This window comes from Sagittula marina (assembly GCF_014196795.1).
Taxonomy (GTDB): Bacteria; Pseudomonadota; Alphaproteobacteria; order Rhodobacterales; family Rhodobacteraceae; genus Sagittula; species Sagittula marina.
In genome coordinates, this window is record NZ_JACIEJ010000026.1 from 1 (window position 1) to 21,211 (window position 21,211).

At 57.1% G+C, this 21,211-nt stretch carries 21 protein-coding genes; 12 read left to right on the forward strand and 9 right to left on the reverse strand.

All coding sequences use genetic code 11. The features are described from left to right. Window positions 1–186 precede the first annotated feature (186 nt). The 4 genes from GGQ68_RS23515 (at window position 187) to trfA (ending at window position 4,027) form a co-directional block, all read left to right on the forward strand. Window positions 187–465: a mobilization protein gene (locus GGQ68_RS23515; protein WP_183970370.1), complete on the forward strand. Its 279-nt coding sequence runs from the start codon at window positions 187–189 to the stop codon at window positions 463–465. Window positions 466–476: 11 nt separating this feature from the next. Next, entirely contained in the window at window positions 477–2,117 is a 1,641-nt protein-coding gene (locus tag GGQ68_RS23520) for a type IV secretory system conjugative DNA transfer family protein (protein WP_246429533.1), read from the forward strand. A 17-nt stretch (window positions 2,118–2,134) separates the two neighbouring features. Beyond that, complete coding sequence (locus tag GGQ68_RS23525) at window positions 2,135–2,686, forward strand: hypothetical protein (RefSeq protein ID WP_183970374.1); 552 nt, start codon at window positions 2,135–2,137, stop codon at window positions 2,684–2,686. A 336-nt stretch (window positions 2,687–3,022) separates the two neighbouring features. Next, window positions 3,023–4,027: a plasmid replication initiator TrfA gene (trfA, locus tag GGQ68_RS23530; RefSeq protein ID WP_246429534.1), complete on the forward strand. Its 1,005-nt coding sequence runs from the start codon at window positions 3,023–3,025 to the stop codon at window positions 4,025–4,027. Between the two features lie 307 nt (window positions 4,028–4,334). On the opposite strand, the gene GGQ68_RS23535 is transcribed toward trfA, so the two are convergent. Continuing rightward, window positions 4,335–5,063 (reverse strand): ParA family protein, encoded by a 729-nt coding sequence (locus tag GGQ68_RS23535; RefSeq protein ID WP_183970379.1) that lies wholly within the window; start codon window positions 5,061–5,063, stop codon window positions 4,335–4,337. A gap of 207 nt (window positions 5,064–5,270) precedes the next feature. Between GGQ68_RS23535 and GGQ68_RS23540 the strand changes: the two genes are divergently transcribed. From GGQ68_RS23540 to GGQ68_RS23560, 5 genes are read left to right on the forward strand one after another with little or no spacing between them, the layout of a single operon-like run. Beyond that, the gene (locus GGQ68_RS23540; RefSeq protein WP_183970381.1) at window positions 5,271–6,986 is read left to right on the forward strand and encodes an Eco57I restriction-modification methylase domain-containing protein; all 1,716 of its coding nucleotides are present in this window, start codon (window positions 5,271–5,273) and stop codon (window positions 6,984–6,986) included. Beyond that, window positions 6,983–7,720, forward strand: coding sequence for a PaeR7I family type II restriction endonuclease (locus tag GGQ68_RS23545; RefSeq protein ID WP_183970383.1), 738 nt, complete (start codon window positions 6,983–6,985; stop codon window positions 7,718–7,720). The genes GGQ68_RS23540 and GGQ68_RS23545 overlap by 4 nt, the downstream gene beginning before the upstream one ends. 15 nt (window positions 7,721–7,735) lie before the next feature. Further along, a complete protein-coding gene (locus tag GGQ68_RS23550) occupies window positions 7,736–8,947 on the forward strand; it encodes a toll/interleukin-1 receptor domain-containing protein (RefSeq protein ID WP_183970385.1) in 1,212 nt (403 codons plus the stop codon). Window positions 8,948–8,968: 21 nt separating this feature from the next. Continuing rightward, entirely contained in the window at window positions 8,969–9,502 is a 534-nt protein-coding gene (locus GGQ68_RS24960) for a TIR domain-containing protein (protein ID WP_183970387.1), read from the forward strand. Then, entirely contained in the window at window positions 9,502–10,155 is a 654-nt protein-coding gene (locus GGQ68_RS23560) for a hypothetical protein (RefSeq protein ID WP_183970389.1), read from the forward strand. The genes GGQ68_RS24960 and GGQ68_RS23560 overlap by 1 nt, the downstream gene beginning before the upstream one ends. A gap of 32 nt (window positions 10,156–10,187) precedes the next feature. Here the strand turns inward: GGQ68_RS23560 and GGQ68_RS23565 are convergent, their stop codons facing one another. Together GGQ68_RS23565 and GGQ68_RS23570 are read right to left on the reverse strand one after the other, a co-directional pair. Further along, window positions 10,188–10,727 (reverse strand): recombinase family protein, encoded by a 540-nt coding sequence (locus GGQ68_RS23565; RefSeq protein WP_183970401.1) that lies wholly within the window; start codon window positions 10,725–10,727, stop codon window positions 10,188–10,190. Window positions 10,728–10,985: 258 nt separating this feature from the next. After that, window positions 10,986–11,438, reverse strand: coding sequence for a hypothetical protein (locus tag GGQ68_RS23570; RefSeq protein WP_183970391.1), 453 nt, complete (start codon window positions 11,436–11,438; stop codon window positions 10,986–10,988). Between the two features lie 380 nt (window positions 11,439–11,818). Between GGQ68_RS23570 and GGQ68_RS23575 the strand changes: the two genes are divergently transcribed. After that, window positions 11,819–12,559: a DUF3800 domain-containing protein gene (locus GGQ68_RS23575; RefSeq protein WP_343056072.1), complete on the forward strand. Its 741-nt coding sequence runs from the start codon at window positions 11,819–11,821 to the stop codon at window positions 12,557–12,559. A gap of 185 nt (window positions 12,560–12,744) precedes the next feature. Here the strand turns inward: GGQ68_RS23575 and GGQ68_RS23580 are convergent, their stop codons facing one another. From GGQ68_RS23580 to GGQ68_RS23600, 5 genes are all read right to left on the reverse strand, one after another. Continuing rightward, window positions 12,745–13,770: an alpha/beta fold hydrolase gene (locus tag GGQ68_RS23580; protein WP_246429536.1), complete on the reverse strand. Its 1,026-nt coding sequence runs from the start codon at window positions 13,768–13,770 to the stop codon at window positions 12,745–12,747. Between the two features lie 239 nt (window positions 13,771–14,009). After that, complete coding sequence (locus GGQ68_RS24785; RefSeq protein ID WP_111735582.1) at window positions 14,010–14,768, reverse strand: DUF1883 domain-containing protein; 759 nt, start codon at window positions 14,766–14,768, stop codon at window positions 14,010–14,012. 83 nt (window positions 14,769–14,851) lie between these two features. After that, window positions 14,852–15,508, reverse strand: a complete 657-nt coding sequence (locus GGQ68_RS23590) for a hypothetical protein (protein ID WP_183970395.1) — start codon at window positions 15,506–15,508, stop codon at window positions 14,852–14,854. Continuing rightward, window positions 15,496–16,449, reverse strand: coding sequence for an MvdC/MvdD family ATP grasp protein (locus GGQ68_RS23595; RefSeq protein WP_204355343.1), 954 nt, complete (start codon window positions 16,447–16,449; stop codon window positions 15,496–15,498). Before GGQ68_RS23595 ends, GGQ68_RS23590 begins: the two co-directional genes overlap by 13 nt. Before the next feature lie 594 nt (window positions 16,450–17,043). Further along, window positions 17,044–17,928, reverse strand: a complete 885-nt coding sequence (locus GGQ68_RS23600) for an ArdC family protein (protein WP_183970397.1) — start codon at window positions 17,926–17,928, stop codon at window positions 17,044–17,046. 484 nt (window positions 17,929–18,412) lie between these two features. On the opposite strand from GGQ68_RS23600, the gene GGQ68_RS23605 reads away from it, so the two are divergent. Beyond that, on the forward strand, window positions 18,413–18,949 hold the full coding sequence (locus GGQ68_RS23605) for a hypothetical protein (RefSeq protein ID WP_050532805.1): 537 nt from the start codon (window positions 18,413–18,415) through the stop codon (window positions 18,947–18,949). A gap of 92 nt (window positions 18,950–19,041) precedes the next feature. After that, window positions 19,042–19,380 carry a hypothetical protein gene (locus GGQ68_RS23610; RefSeq protein WP_050532806.1) on the forward strand — a complete coding sequence of 113 codons (339 nt, stop codon included), beginning with the start codon at window positions 19,042–19,044 and terminating at the stop codon, window positions 19,378–19,380. Here the strand turns inward: GGQ68_RS23610 and mobQ are convergent. Then, entirely contained in the window at window positions 19,370–20,659 is a 1,290-nt protein-coding gene (mobQ, locus tag GGQ68_RS23615) for a MobQ family relaxase (protein ID WP_183970399.1), read from the reverse strand. The genes GGQ68_RS23610 and mobQ overlap by 11 nt on opposite strands. Window positions 20,660–21,211: the final 552 nt, after the last annotated feature.

Genomic DNA, 21,211 nt, shown 5'->3' on the forward strand with positions numbered 1-21,211 from the left:
CGCGTCGGACGGAGTTCGCCATCGGCTGAGGACCTGCCTCAAGGAGATCGCACGCAAATCTCGAAACCATAGGTGTAGAGTTTGCATAAGTGCGCCCTTGTCCTTTACAGGCCTACGGGTAAGCGCTATCGCTGGTTGTGGCAAGCCTAACCTTTACACCTGCCCTCTTTGAAGTGGATTCCCGAATTGGCCGAGACTGAGCTTGAACGCGCCGAGAAACGCTATGCCCAGGCCAAGGCCCGTCTTCAGGCTCTGAAGAACCGGGAAGCCACCAGACAGCGCAAGCTGGATACCCGCCGCAAGGTGATCCTGGGCGGGGCACTCATGGACCTGGCGGAACGGGATTCCAATGCAGCCGCCATGCTCAACCGGCTGATCCGCAACCTCTCCCGCGAACAGGACCGCAAGGCCTTCGCGGAGTGGGATACCCCCTCCCCTGCCCCAAGCGATGACGGCGCGTCCTGATGCGGAGTGTGATGCTCGTCTTCGGGGGTCTGTTCCGGTTCTTCGGTCGGTTAATCTTTACCCCCATCATGCTCGGATGGTTGATCGGAGCGATGGCCTTTGGGGCGATGCTCGGAGCACTTGTGGCCACGCCGTTCATCTTTGCCTTCTTCGATCAGCCGCCCGGTGAAAGCGCGTGGCAGTGGCTGGTCTTCGGTCCTTTCATGCTCATAGGCGCTGTCTTCGGGTTCCAGTATTGGCGCATGGCGTCCGGGGCCGATGCCTATTTCGGACTGACCGGCGACAGCCATGGCTCGGCGCGGTTTGCAAACCGCAAAGAACTGAAGAAGCTTCAGCGGGAAGACGGCCTCCTGATCGGACGCAATCCGCACACCGGGCGGTTGCTGCACTATGATGGTCCCGCCCATCTGATTACCCTCGCCCCGACGCGGGCCGGGAAAGGTGTCGGCACGGTGATCCCGAACTTGCTGGCAGCAGAACGCTCGGTCCTGGTCATCGACCCCAAGGGCGAGAATGCCCGGATCGCCGGGGAAGCCCGGCGGCGGTTCGGGACGGTCCACGTTCTCGATCCGTTTGAGGTCAGCGGTCATCCCTCTGCCGCGTACAATCCGCTCGACCGGCTAACACCGGACAGCCTCGATCTGGGTGAGGATGCCGCCTCCCTGACTGAGGCTCTGGTCATGGACCCGCCGGGACAGGTGACGGAAGCGCACTGGAACGAAGAAGCCAAGGCCATCCTCGGCGGGCTGATCATGTTCTGTGTCTGCCACGAGGATCGCGACCGCCGGTCGCTCGCCACCGTCCGGGAATACCTCACCCTGCCCCCGGAAAAACTCCGGGCGCTGTTGGAGCTGATGCAGGACAGCGAGGAGGCAGGCGGACTCATCGCCCGCGCCGCCAACCGCTTCCTCGGCAAGGCCGACCGGGAAGCCGCTTCGGTCTTGTCCAACGCGCAGCGCCACACGCACTTCCTGGACTCGCCCCGGATCGCGAAATGCCTGGCACGCTCGGACTTTGCCTTCTCCGATCTGCGCCATCGGATCACCTCCGTCTTCCTAGTCCTGCCACCCAACCGGATGGACGCCTACAGCCGCTGGCTGCGTCTTCTGGTCTCTCAGGCTCTCCAGGACATTGCACGGGACGCTGAAGCGTCTGTGGGCGCTCAGGGGGCCTCTCAGCGCCTCAAGACGCCCACATTGTTCCTCTTGGACGAGTTTGCCGCCCTGGGCCGTCTGGAAGCCGTAGAGCGCGCCATGGGGCTGATGGCGGGCTACGGGCTTCAGCTCTGGCCGATCTTGCAGGACATGAGCCAGCTCAAGGACCTTTACGGCGAACGCGCTGGCACTTTCATCGCCAATGCCGGGGTGCAACAGGTCTTCGGGGTGAACGACTTCGAGACAGCCAAGTGGCTGAGCCAGATGATCGGCCAGGAAACTGCCGGGTTCCAGACAGACAGCTTCAAACCCGGTGATGGCCCCAGCTTCTCGAACAACCTCACGGGTCGTGATCTGCTGACCCCCGATGAAATCATGCAGCTTCCCCCGGATCGTCAGCTCTTGCGCGTCCAGGGGCAGGCCACCGCCGTCGCGCAAAAACTACGCTACTACGCCGACCTTGAATTTGCCGGGCTGTTCACGCCGGAAGTCCGATAAACGGAAAGCAATTTGCCATGTCAGATACGCCCGCCTCCCCTGCCCCGCTCTCGGATGACGATCTGCGCGAAACGCTCGATCTGCTTGCCACGGCGGTTGCCAGCATCTCGGATCGGGTGGATGATCAGACGCGAGTGCTCGACCGGATGAACAAGACAGCGACGGAAGCCCGCTCTGTGGCCTTCGCTGCTCAAAAGCAAACCGACCCGGAGCACTACGGTGAAATTGTCGGCGCGACCATCGACGGCAGGATCGGCGACACCTTGGACCGTGTTGGCCAGATGGCTGGTGATCTGCTGCGGGCGTCTAACCATACCCAGGGGGTTCTCAGGAAAGCAGAGGATGCCAGGTCGGACAGCATGCGCCAGTTCTGGGAACGCGAACAGAAGCTGGATCGTTTCAAAAGCCTTCTTCCATGGTTCGGTCTGGGTGCTGTCGTTCTGGCTCTTGTCCTGACGGTGACGCTTCCTCGTTTCCTAGCCAGCAACGCTTCCATGTGCGCTGTCCTTGGAGCGTCCTGGACCACGACAACCACGGGTGTTGATGCCTGCGTGTTTTATCAGCGGTGACCGATATTTCTTGTTTGCGGTAGTGTTAAAACCCCGGAATCCCATAGTGTTAAATAGGTGTTATATATGTGTTACGCTGTGGAAATTGACGTACATCTCTTTGAATCCATTCGTGAATCTGAACTGCTCGGTGTGTAAAAGCACGAAAGGTGGTGGGTGATAACACGAAAAACGGTGTGTAAAAGCACGAAAGAGCGGTCGGGTGGGTGATAACACGAACTGACCTTCCCGGTGGGTAAAAACACGAAAGATGTTGACGGCGGTGGGTGAAAGCACGAAAGTTGATTCATGGTGGGTGATAACACGACACAACGTTCTCCGCTCTTGCCGGATAGAATGCAGCAGGCGGATTTTTTCGTCTGCGACATCTTCGATGCTGCGCCGAAGGGTGACATGGCGTCGATGGAACACCCCATTTTTTCGATTTCCACCAAGCCTGACCGCCGTATCCGGCGATATGAAAGCGGCTCTAACTTCGTGGAGATTACCCCTTCCGTGAAGGGGCTAGCGACGGTGCATGACCGCGACGTGTTGATTTACTGCATTAGCCAGTGCATGGCCGCGTTGAACGAAGAACGTCCGGTTAGCCAAACGGTGCGTTTCAAGGCCTATGATCTTCTGACAGCAACGAACCGGGGAACGGATGGCCGGGGATACGAGCAGTTGAGAGCCGCTTTAGAGCGACTGAAAGGCACGGGCATTACCACCAACATCATCACGGGTGACATGGAAGTGTTCGACGGGTTCGGGCTCATCGACGCGTTTCGCATCGTTCGAGAAACGCGTGATGGTCGGATGCAAGAGGTCGAAATCCGGCTCTCTGATTGGGTGTTCAACGCTATCCAGCACAAAGAAGTGCTGACCCTGCATCGCGACTATTTCCGGCTTCGCAAGCCCTTGGAACGACGTATCTACGAGCTGGCTCGCAAGCATTGTGGGCAAAAATCAGAGTGGAAAATCTCCCTCCAAAAGCTCCAAGCGAAATGTGGTTCCAGCTCGACCGAGAAAGAATTCCGGCGTCTGGTCCTAAAGATTGCGCGGGAGGACCAAGCGCACGGCCACATGCCAGATTACGCGGTGCGTTTCGAGAATGACATGGTGATGTTTACCAATCGCCGCACTCAAGAGCCAAAGCCGCCAACTCCTGCCCTCGCTACGGTGCGGCTTGACCCGGAGGCCTACCACGATGCCCGCCACGTGGCTCCGGGGTGGGATATTTACGCGCTTGAATCCGAGTGGCGGAGCTGGATGGCTGAAATGGACAGCGAGCCGCCACGGAATCCGACGAAGGCTTTTGTGGGGTTCTGCCGCAAGTGGTTCGAGACGAGGGGGAAGCCTTAGCGCCCCCTGCCCTCTTCCTGCGAAAGTAACAACTCCAAGCCTTGCCACAAGGTCAGGTTCCGCGCTGAGCAAAAGGCACGGAAATCATCCACGACGCGTTTAGGCCCCGGAATAGAAACCTTGTCCTGTGGCTCTTTGCGTTTTGGTCCAGGCTTTAGGCGCGTCGAAGGCTCTCGGCTGACAAAGCCGAGATCTGCCCCCGCCTTAACAGCCTCGCTTAGGGAGTCGCCGTCAACCTTGGGACGAGGCTTTGGCTTAGGTGTAGTCTTAGGCAGGTCGATACCGCCACTGAATCCGTATTTACCGCTCATGCCGCCTGCTCCCTCGTTAGGGTTGCAATGACAGCCTGGGCGTAATCTCGGGCGTTCTCGATGGCTCCCGCCACCTGTTTCATGGCCTTGTCAGACACGGACGCGGTTTTGCCCTGCATTTCATCGGTCACGATATCCGGGAGCTCCGACAACAGGACACCATCCCGGAAAATGCGCGTGTACGGGGCTCGCTTGGCAATCCGCACAGGGAGTGTCGGGATGTTGTTAAGCTCCATTTCCTGCCGCACATCACGCTCGTCTGTCGTCTGGAACGCGGCGTTCGTGCGGGTGAAGAGAAGAGCATAATCAATCTGCGAACGTATCATGTTCGCCGTGGTCTGTACGAGGCGAACGGCTTGCGCGGCCTGCCGCGCTTCCATGGGCGACCCGTCTAGAGGAATGATGCACAAGTCCGTCCGGGAAAGGGCGAACGTCACGATTTGGTCCTTGGAACCCTCTAGGTCGATGATGAGGTAATCGGCCTCATCGGATAGACCGTCGATGAGCTCGACCGTTTCCTCGGCCTGTGGTCGCGCATGAACCGTGAAGGGAACGTCCCTGCCCTCAGCTTGGCGGGCCTGTGCCCATGCGAGGATGTTGGCATTCGGGTCGAGGTCAAGGATAGCCACACGACCGCCGGATACGGCAATCTGTTCAGCAAGGAGCATGGCGGACGTGGTTTTGCCCGAGCCGCCTTTCGGGTTTGCGAAGGTGATTACATACATGAACCAATCCTGCCTGCTTTGCCATCTAGCGTCAACGTTATCATTATCTTCACCTCTAACGTTAACTACAATGCTAATGTTAGAGTTATAAATGAATTGCTTGGGATAAGTGGTCTCAACATTTTGCGTTTTGCTAGGAAGTCATGCTCTAATGGTGCTATGAATTCCCAAACGTTCCCCCAATGTTCGACTCACGATGCAGGCCGCATGAATACACCGCTTTCGATACAACCCCGATTTGAAGGCTTTTGCCCCGTCACCGAAGCGGTTGAGCGGTTGGCCAACGAGTCTGGCCTCGAGGAAAGGGGGGCAATCTACACCAAACGAGAGGTTGTGGATTTCATCCTCGACCTGGTGGGGTATGAGGCGGACAAGCCCCTAACGGGCTATCGCATTCTTGAGCCATCCTTTGGCGACGGGGATTTCATCCATCCGATTGTTGACCGTCTACTTGCCGCTGCTCAGCGTGAAGCGGGTGGCCTGACAGTCGAGCGGTTGAAACCGACGCTTCGGGCGGTTGAGTTGCATCGAGCAACATTCGACCGTCATCGGACGGCTATCGCATCCAAACTCCAGAGCTGCGGTTTTTCGTCTGCGGAAGCCGAAGAGCTGGTCTCGGCCTGGCTTATCCAAGGCGATTTCCTGCTCCACGATTTTGACCATGATTTCACTCATGTTGTCGGCAACCCGCCTTACATCCGGCAAGAAGTCATCCCGAATATTCTCATGGCTGAGTACCGCCAACGCTATGAGACTATCTTCGACCGCGCGGATATCTACATACCGTTCATCGAAAAATCGTTGAACGCGCTCGAGCAGGGCGGGCAGCTTAGCTTTATCTGCGCGGACCGTTGGATGAAAAATCGCTACGGTCGCAAGCTGCGTGAAATGGTCAGTCGCGACTATTCACTGTCCATCTATGTGGACATGGTGGACACGCCCGCATTTCACAGTGACGTGACGGCCTATCCGGCAATCACTGTCATTGAACGCACCAGAGAAAACAGAACCCGTGTGTTTGCTCGACCCGATATCAACCGCGACGCTCTTCGCACCCTCAGCCGCGACCTGACGGCACCGGAGTTGAATAAAAAGAGCGTTGTGCAAGAGGTAAAGGATGTTGCTGCCGGTGCTGAACCATGGGTCTTGAGTGCCTTTGACGAGCTGGCGTTGGTACGCCGCCTTGAGGCGAATTTTCCGCAGCTCGAGGCTGTAGGTTGCAAGGTCGGCATCGGTGTTGCGACCGGCGCGGACAAGGCCTTCATCGGGGATTTCGATACCCTCGACGTAGAGCCATCCCGCAAGCTGCCCCTTGTTACGACAAAGGACATTCTGACCGGTGAGGTGAAGTGGCAGGGCAGGGGGGTCATCAACCCGTTTGACGAGAACGGAAAGCTTGTTGCCCTCGAAGAGTACCCACGCCTTGCACGTTACCTAGAGGAGCGGCGGGAGGTGATTGCAGGTCGCCATGTTGCGACGAAGGCCCCGGCAAACTGGTATCGCACAATCGACCGGATTCATCCCGCAATCACGGGCCAAGAAAAGCTGCTAATCCCTGATATCAAAGGGGATGCGGCCATCGTCTATGAACGGGGCGAGCTCTATCCGCACCACAACCTGTATTTCATCACGTCAAGCACCTGGGACGTTCGCGCCCTGCAAACGGTCATGAAATCGGGAATCGCGCGATTGTTTGTCTCGTTGTACTCGACAAAGATGCGTGGCGGCTTCCTGCGGTTCCAAGCGCAGTACCTCCGGCGCATTTGCTTGCCTTCCTGGGATACCGTCAGCGAAGAGCTGCGGGCAACGCTCAAAGCCCTCTCGGAAACGGAAAACGCTGCTGAACGCAATTCCGCGGTGGCCGAACTCTACGGGCTGTCCGCCAATGACATGAAGCTCATCGAAGGGGGAATACAGGCATGACCCTCGACCTTGCGAATTACGAAGAACAAGCCCGCGAAGCCGTCAAACTCTTCTGGGGAAACCGCGAAGCGGCCCTCGCTCGCCAGGTTGAAGCCGGCAACGTGGATGCCGGCGCTCGAGGTGCCGTAACTGCCGGCAAGAACATGGATGGGTTTCTGGCCCTTGTTCAAAGCCTCATCGAAGGCAACGGTCTCGGGGATGCGCAAATCTGCGTTCAAAAGCGAGTTTTGACGCTGCCCGGGTTCTATCGCCCGACCAAACTGTGGGACATGCTGGTGATGCACCGAGGCCAGCTCGTCGCCGCGCTTGAATTCAAATCGCAAGTCGGCCCGTCATTTGGCAACAACTTCAACAACCGGAGTGAAGAGGCGATCGGCACCGCCCACGACCTCTGGACGGCATACAGGGAGGGGGCCTTTGGAGAAGATGCGCCCCGCCCGTTCTTGGCTTGGATTATGTTGCTCGAGGATTGTCCGAAGTCGAATTCCCCGGTGTCCGATAAGCAGCCACATTTCCCGGTCGATGCTGCATTCCGAGGTGCATCATACGCGCAACGGTACGACATACTGTGCAAGCGCCTGGTACAGGAAGGGCTTTACACAAGCGCGACCTTCCTGGCCTCGCCACGAGAAGCCGCCACCGATGGCGCATACCGGCACATAAGCGATCTGACATCGCTGCGTACCTTCGTCACAGAATTTGCGGGCCACATAGCGGCCGTGGCTGCGAGATAGATTCGGAGGGGTGCCATGATTTCGATGACCTACAACGGAAAACCTTTCAAAGCCGGTGACTTTGAAAAGGACATGAAGCGGAAAATGCGAGACCTTGTGGCCGCCGAAATGCGGGAACGGGTTGGATCAATTCGCGACCCTAAGACAGGAGAGTTCCCTGTCGTCGTGGTTCGTGGCCATCAGTTGGAGGATATGCGGCTCGCGGTCGAGGCCTCACCGGAGCTCATTGCCATCATCCGGGAGCGCTTGCCGTTGGAGGATATTGGAATGATTGACTTCACAGAGGTTGAACGTGTCGTGTCGCCCAAAGCCTTCCTTAGCTACGCCAGTGAGGATCGTGATGTGGCGGAGCGTGTTGCCGAAGAGCTTCAAGCCGCAGGGGTGGAGACTTGGTGGGACCGTTGGGAAATCGGGGCAGGCGATAGCATCGTACAGAAGATCAACCAAGGCCTCGGCGGGTGCACACATTTCATAGTTCTTCTGTCACCTAACTCGATCAACAAACCATGGGTGCAAACCGAGATCGATGCCGGGTTTGTTCGTAGGGTTAGCGGTGAAGCAAAGTTCATACCTCTTCGCAGCAATCTCCCGGCGGAACAGTTGCCACCGCTTTTGCGACCTCTTCATTCTCCGGCGCTCACCGAAACACCGGAAAAAGAGATCGAGCAGCTTGTAAGTGATATTTATGAGCTCACGCGAAAGCCCAAGTTGGGAACGAAACCGTCAGCCGTCGAACAGCCGCCATCACCATATTCGTCAGCAGCAATGGCTGTCGCGGAATATTTCTGCCGTGAAACGACGCACGCGGTTTGGGCTGATCCGCAAATCAGTGAAGAAGGCTTGGCGACGGCTGTCGGCCTGTCACTCGAGGACACTCAAGACGCGCTGTACGAATTGAGGGATTTTTTCCGCGACGACCATTTTGCCGTCCTTCCAGACAAGAACCTGTGGACGGAGTTCGACAAGTATTTTCTTGATGGAGCGGACCCACAGGCCGACGCTCTCACGATTGCAGCTGATATGATGAATACGCCCGATTTTCCAGAGAAGATGTCGGAAATTGCGGAGCGATATGAGTGGTCGCCCCGTCGCATAAATCCGGCTGTCGCCTACTTGATTGATCGCAACCTAGTGCGCGATGTCCACTATCTTGGAGACGGTCGATGGGTGACAAGCGAAATCGAGCGCACTGACGCAACCCGGCGTTTTGTGAAGAGTAGATCGTGAAGATAGATTAGTGGAGGCTCAATGGCGACAGTTAGACGAAAATGCTTTATATCTTATCACCATGCAGACCAGGATGCCGTTAACAGGTTCATTCGCGACTTCGATCATGAAGCTGACTGCTTCATCGCGCGCGGTCTGGGCGAGGAGATGTCACCAGACATCATCCAAAGCACTGACACTAGCTATGTTATGCGCCGCATCCGCGAGAGGTTCTTGAAGGATTCGACCGTGACCATCGTGCTGCTTGGAGCATGTACCTGGGCGCGACGGTATGTTGATTGGGAAATACAAGCATCTCTGCGCCAGGGGGAATACACTGTTCCAAACGGCCTTCTTGGAATAAAGCTTCCAAGCTATGCAGGAAAGTTTCCAAATAGATTCAATCTAAACTTGCGGAGTGAAGGGGAAGATGATTGTTATGCTCGGCATCGCGAATACCCAGAAACCACAAGCTCTCTTGTCCAGTCAATCGAGAATGCTTACCAACGACGCAACACGCACCGGCATCTAATTACAAACCCAAGAGACCGGATGTCTTATAATCGGCAATGCTAATGGAAGAAAAAGCACCCGCAGCCGTTGGCTCCAATATTTTAGAGCTTATAGTCAGTAACGATTGGGCGCTAAGTTTCACGATCAAGCCAATTCCATTTGTCGTACTAGCTTTCATTATCGCCCTAGCTTTCATTGCGGTGCGTATTCTTCTGTGGAAGCGATTGTCTAGATTCGAGATAGACAGCGCAGAGTTTGGCATTGGTGACCAAAAAATCTCATTCCGACCAAACACGACTGATAGACAAATCGCATATTCTATATGGGTCGAACTTAGCACCCGAAAGGTCGGATTGCCGATAGATCCAGAACATGACGTCATAGAAGAAATTTACAATTCTTGGTATACATTTTTTGGCGTCACCAGAGAGATGATTAAAGACATCCCAATATCAAAGGTTAGAGGTGACAGTACCAGTCAGATAATCAGTCTTTCAGTTGAGGTTCTGAACGAAGGATTGAGGCCGCATCTTACGAAGTGGCAAGCGCGTTTTAGGCATTGGTACGAGAAGCAAATGGAAACCAAGTCTGACGCCGACCCACAATCGGTGCAGAAGAATTTTCCCGCTTACGACGAGCTTGTTGCGGACCTGCTTACGGTCAACCAGAGGCTGATAAAATACCGGGAAAAGATGAATGAGCTGGCTCGCAGCTAAATATCGGGCAGTCACCCGGACCTGAAAAGCGCTCAAGCCCGCCTGACCGTCTTCGTGCTGACCTTGAACAAGCGGGCAATCTCGGCCAGGGGCCGGTGTTCGACGTCCCGCATCCGGCGCACCTCGTCGCGCTGCGCTGCCGAGAGGGCAGGGGGTCGGCCTCCGACCCGGCCACGCTTGCGGGCGGCCTGTAGCCCCTCCCTGGTGCGCTCGGATATCCGCTCACGCTCGAACTGGGCGATGGACGCGAACACATGGAACACGAGACGACCTGCCGGGGTCGTCGTGTCGATATCCTCGGCCAACGACCGGAACCCCGCGCCACGCTCCGCGATGATTTCCACGATGTCGAGAAGGTCTCGCAGCGACCGCGCAAGCCGGTCGTACTTCGTGACCACCACCACGTCGCCCTCGCGTAGATGGTCGAGCATCTGGTCGAGCTGGGGCCGTGACCTGGCCGAACCGGTAATCTTATCCGCGAACACGCGCTCGGCTCCGGCCTCCGTCAAGGCGTCGGTCTGGGCTTCGAGCTTCTGGTCGTCTGTGCTGACGCGGGCGTATCCGATAATCATGTCGATGATGGTGCCATAAACGTCCCAAAACCCCAAAGGTTTTGGCCGGGGTTTTTGTCCTTATCAACATCTTGATTTGCCGTGGGGAAGGGCAGGGGGACAAAAATGACCGTTTTTGGCGAAGCCTAGCTACACGATGCGTACCATGGCCTCAATTGAGCGCCCATGAGGTGACGAGGCAGACCGCGCGGCAGCTTGTTCGCCTATCGGTTGGGGCCGATGGAATGGGGTTCAAGGAAGAGCGGGAGAGGGCCTCCTTCAGAGCGCACTCATCGCCTTCAACTCCGCCAGAACTTCTTCTCCGAACGGGGTTGGGGTATAAATTGTGCCGCGATACTTTCCCGACGATGGCTCGTACTCTCGCTTCCGGTTTGCCAGCATGTCGATGCCGTTGCTCCCTCCCCAGAGCGGCTTCAAGGCGCGGGAGATATGCGAGAACGCGACACGCATGCCTGGATCACCCTCCCCCTGCGTGTCGAGGAAGCTGTCGTAATGGATCAAGATGTTTTTCAAAGCCTCACGGCGCATAGTCTGACTTGGACGCGGGGCTATCATCTCCGCGACCCGCCGCGCCTTCGACTTCTTGGGGGCGGGCATAGGAGAATAGGGGGCCAGAACCTCCGGTGCCTTCTTCGTGAGCCCCGATAGCCGGGACAGCGCCTCCTCGACTTGAGCCTCATCGAGACATGCAATCAGCTTTACGTCAGCCATCGGCCACCCCCCTCCCATCATAACACCACAAAACACCATATGACAGTAATAGTCAATGAACCGGTCGAGCGAGAGCTTCTCCCTTTCCGCCGAGCAGCTGCAGTAGGCCGCCCAAGCCCTGGTAGAGAAGCTGCACAGCCAGGGCGGCGCAGCATCGAGTGGCCTAGTATCAGCTGCTGCGGCCCCCTCTGTTCACCATCAAACTACTGCAGCCAAAACCCACAGTTTCTGCCGCGCAGGTTCTTACAGCCGGTCAGTTCACTGGGGCCTTGACTTCCAGCCCCCCTTCAACTAATTATTCCCACTGAGGCGCAGCTTTCTGTTGCCCTCTTTCCGAGGCCCGTGCGCAAGCGCGGGCTTTCGTGCTTCTAGGATTGACTGTGACTTACATCGCCTACCTTGACGAATTTGGTCATATCGGTCCGTACATCAGCCGCGATGATCCAAGGCACAACGATAGCCCAGTATTCGGACTGGCCGGTCTTGTCTTGCCCATCGAAGAGGTTCGCAGCTTCGGCACTTGGTTCTACCAAAGGAAGAGCGAACTGCTCGCTTTCGAGATTGAGCGCAGCGGGACGCCAGCTGCTATCTGGGAAAAGAAGGGGTCCGCCCTCTACACCGTCAAAAACGTCGAGACCTATCAGGAGCTACGACATTTCACGTCTCGAATGTTCAACAAGATCAAAGCAGTGGGCGGCTTCGCATTCTATGTCGGGCAAGGAAAGCCTCACTCCGCAGAGGAACACGATCCGAACGCGCTTTATCGACACATCCTACGAGAAGCGATCAAGCGCATTGACCAGCACTGTGAGGAGGACTGCGATCCCTGCGAGCGCTTCCTCTTGACCCTCGATGAACACGATCAACGAGATGCCCTGATAACCCAGGCTGCGGTGGCCATGTATGGTGCCGACCGAAGACGTTGTCTCGTTGAGCCGCCGTTTCAAGTGGAGAGCCATCGATATCAAACGATGCAGGCCGCCGATTGGATTGCGGGCCTTGTTGGCCGCCTTGGTGCTTACTGGAAAGCTCCTGATGAATTTCCGGAGAACGAAATTTTCGCTAGGTACTTCGCAACGCGTGTTCATAGTTGCGCTGTACGGTCTGGCATCAGGGACTAGTCGACACACGTACAATACCGACCGAACACCGCTGCCAGCAACACGGAAAATTCGGTTCGATCGCTCGACGCTACCTAAATGCCTAGCAACTTGATCGAGTACCTCCACTGGCCGCTGGTGGACAGAACTTGTACGTTTCTGTCACAGGCGAAAACGACCGTTTTTGGAGCGGTCTTGAAGAACCTCTATTCGTCAATCTGTCCGAGGAACTGTGTGATCGTCTCCACGACATTTTGAGCGATTGGCAAGTCTGGATCAGCATAAGCAGCGAAGTTAGCGGCTGTGTCACTGGACGAAACAGCCTTCAACACGTGATTAACGTCTGGGACCAGAGAAAGGGTGGCTTCTGGCGCGGAATCCGCGAGCCTGCGGGCGTCCGCCTCGCCTACCTGAAGGTCGCGCAGACCCTGAACAATAAGGACGGGAACGCGAGTCTCCGCTATCAGTGCGGCAGGATCGTAGGCGAATGCGTCGATTAGAAAGCCCTGCACTTCCGGTGCGAACAAAGGCTGCAAGGCAGGGGTCAATGTGTTCGCATTAACCTGGTCGCCACGTTCCAAGGTCGTGATCGCCTCGTCTGCCTCATTCAGGATCGGAGCATTGGCAGAGTTGGCATGCAGTTGGTCGCGCAGCACAGTTCCAAGCGGTCGACCGGGAGTGCCGACTAATATCAGGCCACACGGGTCGGGCAGGCGCGCAATGGCCGCCAGCACGACCAGACCGCCTTCACTATGCCCAAGCGGTAAGACGCAACGCGTGCCGCCGCCAGACGTTGGCAATCTCTCCCTAATGGCCTGCGACCACGCGAGAACATCATCGCCGTAAGCTGTGATCGTCACCTCATTGGCGTCGGGGATAGCATCCGCCGAGCCAAACATACCGCGCTTGTCGATGCGCACCGAAGGAATCCCCCGCTCAGCCAGTGCTTCCGCAAGAAGCGCGTAGGGCGCTGCCGAGATGCCGAGGGGTGAATTACCGTCGCGATCAGTCGGCCCCGATCCGGGCACAATCAATACGACAGGCGTTCCATCAGGGATCGCACCGTCGGCAACTGGCAAGGTCAAGGTTCCCCTGAGCGGGCCGTCAGGCCCGGGTGCGATAAGTTCTTGCTGAGTTGGCAATCCATGGTCTCCATCTCCCATCTGAGCGACTACTGATGAAGCCGAGATCATGCTAAAAGCGAAAATCAGTATACGAATAATCGAATCCATAGATGATTTCACAATCGCTTCCTTCTGACACAATTACCGTGAGTGAACATTCCACTTTTTACAGAACTCGTTCAAGCTGTCCGCCTGGAAACTGATGAGTTTACGTGCATTATACCCTCCCAAAAACCACCGTTTTTGGCCGTGCTTAACTGCTATCGCGCGATCCCAATCAGACGACGGAACTCGTCGTTCGGCGTTGCCCGTTTCAGAAGTTGATAAAGCGACATGCCAGCTGAAGGTTACTCCCTCAGAAGACCGAAGATTTCCTGCGCGATTTCATCGACCGTGTGCATGGCTGTGCTGCGCGCAACCTTATCGGCAAGGGAAGGGCTGAAATCCATGACCTGCTGCTTGGTGATCTCATGCCAGATCGGCAGCAGAATCTGTTCGCCGGAAACAGACCGCGTGACGATCCCGTCCAACTCATAGTTCGTCCAGCCCTTGCTGATGAAGGAAGGGGAAATAACCACAAGTCCGACGCGGCTTCTGGCCAGACCAGCGTCAATCTTGCGGCGCAGGCTGTCGCCGATACGAAGGGTGAATTCATCGTACCAGACCGCCAGCCCTCTCCCCTGAAGGGCCTCCGCCAGAGAGCGGACAATCGAATCCTTGTCTTCGGAGGCGTGCGAAATGAATACATCATAGGCTTCCGCGTCGTCCGACACCGCCGGAGGCACGTCTCGGACTAGACCGGGAACCGAGTTCAGGGGGGCCTCGCGGATTTCGGGCAACGGACTCGGCAGAACACGGACGGACGCACGTGTTGAACCGCGCAGCCCCTGCATGTCAATCGCGACGTGCCAATGGCCGCTACTCGGTATCTGTAAACGAACCGGAGATTTTCTAGCTAATCCGCCGACATACTGGTGCCGCCGCCCATTCTTATAATTGGAAAAGTTGGAGTTCGTCATTAGGCGAACGTTGGCACCGCTGGTAAGTGTAACTTCGACAATCTCACCACGTTGTCGGGAACCTAGGTCATTGTGAATAAACTGCACGTTTCCTGCCTTTCTCGCGGATCAGAACTCATTGCCCGGTACTTTTAAATAGATACTCCCGTAACGCCACGACACAAAGCGGCTCATCCCCCTCTTGCAATCACTGCGGCTTCGACAAGAATTATTGGTGGCTCTTGAGGCGCGTCCAGTTCGGTCGTAGCTAAAGCATATAGGTTTACCCCGATCCCCAACGCGAAAACCAACACTCCATTTCGAATCGACACGACAGCTGCGGTGGTTTCGTTCGACCGAATGAGATTATCTCGTTCAAATTCTCGCGCTGCCTCAATCATCACTTGCCGAGCAGTTTCTCCTCCGGTGGCGACATTCCGCATATAAGCGGCACCATATCCGTAGCGCTTCTTCGGAAGAAGCCCATTGAAGCCCAAGGCAATTCCGATGACCAACAGAGAAGTCGCGGCAAGATATAAACCAATCGCTACATACTTAGCTGTAGACCCACCGACACTCTGCAACATCGTGGTGCTGACCAACCCCCCAATGGCTACCGCGACGGATAGCACCGTGGTCATTTTGTGCAACTTTTCATCTAGCTCTTTAGCCCTGATCCATTCGGAGAGGATTAGGTCTTGGAGATCCCCATCAGAAAGCGCTTCAATATTTTCCGTATTTATATCAGATTTGGCAACGTGCCGATTGGCTATCGCCATTTGTATTGGGATCGCCAAAGCCATCGTGGCCGAGAAGGGGAACCTCAACACAGATTTCAACACGGGCATGACAAATACCCGGCAATCGCAGATGTCATTGGACGTTCATCACTATCCAGCCATCCCCATTCCCCCGTGGGGTTCACTTCAATAAACCAATAACGCCCCTTTGACAGCGCAAGATCAATCGCTCCGTATCGTAGCCCGAGAGAACGAACCAGTTGCAGACATTTTTGAGATACGTCCGCTGGTAAAGTGTAGTCTTCTATCTCGATGTCAGATTTGGAGGTAAGCCGCCAATCTCCATCGATCCCTTCCCCGTGCCTCTTGATAGCCACACACCAATGGCTCTCACCCATAACTGTGACACGCAGGTCAAGTTTGTTCAGAAGCGGAGCCTGAATAGTCGCCGGGGCCAAATGCAGATGTTTAGTTGCGACGGCCCGCCAATCAGTAAGAGTCGTGTAACCGAAAAGTTGATCATCCCCCTGCCTGAGAAGAAGCGTATCTATGCTCTTCAACGCAACCCGAGACCCAATCCTTTCCTCAACATCCGCAAAACGATCATTTGTCATCAGAGTTTCAGGAACGTCAAAACCGATCCGAGCTGCGTGATTGAGCTGGACAGCCTTAGTCTCTGCTCGATAGATTGCAGAGGGATCGTTAACCCATGTTGCGCTATCAGCGACCATAATCGACCTCATGAACGCAGACCATTGCGACCTCTCCATCTGCTCATTCACAGATGTGTACCCGTTAGCAACATTGCGGTCGAAGGTGCCTTGCCGCCACCATACTGAACGAAGCTTCTCACCCACGCGCCACTCATGCCCATCCTTTCGGCAGAGAAGCATTCCTTGCGTAGGAAGAATTGTGAGGCTTACCTCTGACAGAGTTTCGCGGTTGAGCCGCAGAAAAGCAATTCCATCGGTTAAAAGTTTACGACAAATCCGATCAGTAGCGAAATCGAGTTCGCTCGTAAGGATAAGAACTTGGACATCCAGCGACAACTTACTGGCCCTTCTGATCCTCGCCGGTCTCAATGTCATTCTTCTTGCTCATCGGTATATGGCTCGGATCACAGCACAGCGGGCCTTCCGGGCTAATCCAGAGGCCACTTAGAAAGTCGTAGGTTGCATTCACGGGGCGAACACCATTCGGCTGTGCTCGCGTACGGCGCGTCGTATGAAGAAGTGGATGCATACCTTTTCACTCCAATTGGGAAAAATGTTAGTTAAGTGTGAGTTGTAAGATAGCTCAAGGCAAGCAATTACAGATATTTAGCATGCAACTCCCGCAATCACGGCTCAAGATAACGGAGCGCCACAGGCTCCGACACCCCGTTTTCGAGATTACGCCCGCCGATTCTGGAATCGTATACCGGACGGGGCAGGATCGTACGGTAACGTTTCTGCAAGAGGGGCTTTCTGTTCTACCGGGCATCCCATGCCCGTCCGCGCGAAGCGCCGGGCCTGTCGGCGGGTGGCCTTCAGGTTGCCCGCCGACAGGTCACCCTGAAACCGCCCACCACCTGAATCATGCCACAACGCAAAAGACCCCCATCTGCTGACGGGGGCCTCAATCATTTCAGCGGTGCGGGCTTGTTACTCTGCGGCCATCCTATCAGCCTGCGCGGTGCGCTCCATGATGTAATCCACGGCCTTCTGCGCTTCGGACGCGGCGCGGAAAATCGCGCGGCTATCTTCCTTCATCGCCTCAAGCCATCCTTCGACATAGGCCGCGCTCTGGTCGAATTCAGGCTCCACCCCGATCTGCGCGCAAAGCATGCAGTTGCCAATCTCCGCGACCAGTTCCTCGAACGCGTAGGCCTTGCGGTCGTTGAACCGGCCCAAACGGTCCAGCCGCTTTGTCGCGCCGGTCCAGTGGATTGTCTCATGGGCCAAGGTGCCAAAATACCCTGCCGCCCGATAAAACGTGCCAATCGGCGGCATGTGGATGCGGTCGGTCTTGATGTTGTAATAGGCGCGCGGCTCTTCGGTCACGTCGATCTGCGCGCCGGTCGCGGCAAAGAACGCCTCCAGCTCGGGGTCGGCCACGGTGCCAAGATCACGGGGCGGGTCGGGCAGGATGTAGAACTCGGCAGGCAAGCCCTCGATCTGGTCGGCGTTGAACACGCGGTAAGCCTTGGCATAGGGGATCTGACGTTCCTCGCCGTTCTCGTCCTCGCGCTCGACGGTCCCATACTTCACGACGGTGGCGGATTTCTCGCCCTTTCGAACATGGCCCCCAAGCTGCTTGGCCTGATTGAACGTCATCCATCGGGCTGAACTGTAGTCCTTGGCCATCGCTGTCGCCCAAAGCATCAGGACGTTGATGCCCCGATAGGCCTCGCCGTTGAACCGTTCCGGCAAGCTGACCCCTCCTCCGCCGCCAGTCCACGGTTTACGCCAGGGCGGTGTTCCCGCCTCGATCTGCGCGATGATCTGGTTGGTGACATGGGAATAAACGTCAAACTTCTCTGCGGTCATTTGTGACCCTCCTTCGAGTGACGCGGGCCGGGTCTCTTCCCCTTTCCGCCGATGGGCGGGCCTTCCTTCTCTGTTGTCTGGAATGCCCATGCATTCCGGACGGCAGAGCAGGTAAGGGCAAAGCCCGTCCTGCGGCCTGGCGGGGCCGTGACAACCGGGTGGAGGGCGTGAATTTGGGAGGGGACCGCGCGCCTGCGCGTGGGAGGAACCGGAATTCTCGACCGGAACCGACGCCACCGGCGGCGCTTGCCGGTTTTCTCGGACCCGCCGGGATGGCAGGCGGATCAACAGGATTGGGAAACCGTCAGGGTAGGGGTGAGCGGGCGTCAGCCCGTCGATCCCCTGCCCTGGCTACCACTCAAAGCGAGACCGGCACCCAGCCGGGATCACTGAACTCTATCAGCTTTAAAGGCGTGAACCGAAGCGAAGGGCGGTCATAATCTTTTCAAAGTCTTAGGGTATTGTTCTGGGATAGGAGTTTCAAATGACAGCCGACGTACTAGGGCCAGACAACGCATTTTGGATTGATGGCGAATGGCTTGGTTGGGATAGCATTATCGACCCAGAAGAAACCAAGTACAGCCGTCTCGCTGAACTTGAGCGCGAGGCTGAACTACGCCTGAAGTACCCGAACGCTGATCCAACTTTGGTTCCGTACTTTCAGGACCTGCTGACGCTTGCAGAGGCCTATTTCTGCGATACTGGACAGCACCTCAACGTCTACGGCGACATTGGTGAACTTTTCGGTGCGATTATGTATGGAATCAAACTTCACAAAAACCATGCCCAAGGCTCCGATGGTAGATTGGGAAACGACTTCGTTGAAATCAAAACAATTTCGCCGATCAACAGCAAAGAAAAGACCAGCGTGCGTCTCGACAGGCATTTCAGCAAACTGCTCGTCGTAAAAATTGACGATGACTTTGAAGTTTCGGGACGCCTCGTAAAGCGGGCCAACTTGCCAAAAAGAGCGGGCAACAGTCTCCGGCTATCATGGGCAAACATGCCCGAAGCCAACTGATCTGAAAATGCATACCTCTCCAATAATATACTATTGAACGCATTGCTGAATTCCGCCACACTGAGACATTCTCTCCTTTCTCAGTTTATGCGATGAACCAAACGACTGAACTCGAACTCAACGTGACCACCGAACAAGGCCTTCGGGCGCTTGCCGAGGAGGGGCATACGGTCGAAGTGCTGTGTAAAGCCGATCCTGAACGCAAAGGACCAAGCTGGTACGGTCTATGGATCATGCGGACGGTCGGAAACGATGGACAGGAGAAAATCCTTGTCACAGCCAGGACGCGCGTGACCCAGAATGCGATCAGGGTGCGCGAGTTCAAGACTGCAACGGGCGTTATTTCGTTCCTCGTCGGTATTGGGTTCGCACAGGCGAGCATTCCCATGAAAATCGGGGAAACGACCTCGCATCGCCTCGTCAGTGACTGAGGCCCGGATCACGGTCGATGTCACGATCCTTCTCGACCTCTTGATCCTTCTCCTGGTCGCGCTCGTCCTCGATCTCCAGCTTCTCACGCGGCTTGTTCAGCACGTCCTTCAGACGCTCGTTGACGGAGGGCTTGCGCGCCTGGCGCCCTGTGTCCTCGCCCAGATCGTACTCGCTGTGACCGTCCAGCTTGTGAACCGCCGCCTGGCCATCTCGCCCGGCGTCCTTCTCCATGATCTCTTTCAGCCGCTCCCGCGCATAATTGCGGCCTTCCGGCTTCGGCGTGTCGTCCGGGTCCCGTGACCTGCCCACGACACGCGCCAGACGCTCTCGGAAATCGTCCGGGTTTCGGTCGCGGTCGCGATCTTTCGCGGTTGCGGCCCTGAGTGCTGCCAGACCAGCAGAGACACGGCCCTGCCCCGCATCGCGTTCGATGCCATAGGTTTCGCGCGCCAACTCCAGCCGTTCGCGCATTTCGCGGAAAGCGGCGCGGGCCTGCCGGGCGGCATGGACCACGGCCCCGCGCTCGGTGACGGGCACATATTCCCGGCCCTGGCGCTCAGCCATCACCTTCGCGCGCCGCTCCATGGAGTTCGCCGCCGGTCCCAGCTTCAGCTCCGGGTCGCGGTCCAGCTCTTCGGCGGAGAGTTGATCGCCACGCTCCAGCGCGGCCTCCCGCTGCGCTTCAAGCGACCGGTGATCGACACGTTCCACCTCCCCTGCCCGCTCCAGCGCGCGGTTCTGTAGATCGGCCCAGACGCCACGCATCTGCTCGATCTCGACGCCGCCGGTCTTCGCGGAATCGAGCACCCGCGTCTTGGTCGTGAAGCCTTCGGCTTCGAGCTTGCGCGTAGAAGTCAGAACATGGGCATGGTGGTTCCGCTGATCGCCCTCACGGTGCGGCGCGTGGATCGCCACATCGACGGCCACGCCGTACCGGCTGACCAGCTCCTGGGCGAAGTCACGGGTGATCTGCGAGCGGTCCTCGGCGCTGATTTCGGACGGCAGGGCCAGCTCCCATTCGCGGGCGGTGACGGAGTTGCGGCGGGTCTCGCTGGCCTCGACCTCGTTCCAGAGACGGGATCGATCCGTGGCCCAGTCCGGCGCGTCTTTCGGTGCCAGGATGAAGGTCTCCTCGATGCCCTGCTTGCGGGTGTAATCGTGGATGCGGCCTTCGCGCTGGCACTCGATGCGCTCCCCGACACGATAGGCCGCCGCCGCCGTGGCGGAGCGCCCGGCGCTGCGTTTGATCGTCTTCACAGAGAGGTGGTAGCTGGCCATCGCCCTACCCTCGACCATGACCAGAACGACGACAAAGTGCGCCGCTGCTGACCCCGGACCATGCCCCAATATGGGCCACTGGGTCAGCCGTCTTTTCCCCGATGGATCGCGCCCTGACTCGGCGCGGTGCAAGTGGAAAAGACAGCCCGCCCGAAGTGAGCCTCTGGCTCTCTGAGCCGCGGGCTTGCCAGTGATCTGCCCCCAGATCCCCAGCCTCATAGGGGGCGGGATATGGGGGCAGATCACTGGCGGTTTGCCGGGGGCAAACCCGGTATCGCGAAGGGGCGTCAGCACCTGGGCGCGATACCTCCCGCAAGGGAGACGCCAGCGATAGACCGGCCCCCACCGTGGGGCATCGGGCGAGACGCTGGCGCGATATTGCGGGATGCGATCCAACTGCCGAAGTTGGCCCTGGAGAGTTTGAGAGGCCGGGAGGGCCTTTCATTCCGGCGCGCATCGCGTCGGACGGAGTTCGCCATCGGCTGAGGACCTGCCTCAAGGAGATCGCACGCAAATCTCGAAACCATAGGTGTAGAGTTTGCATAAGTGCGC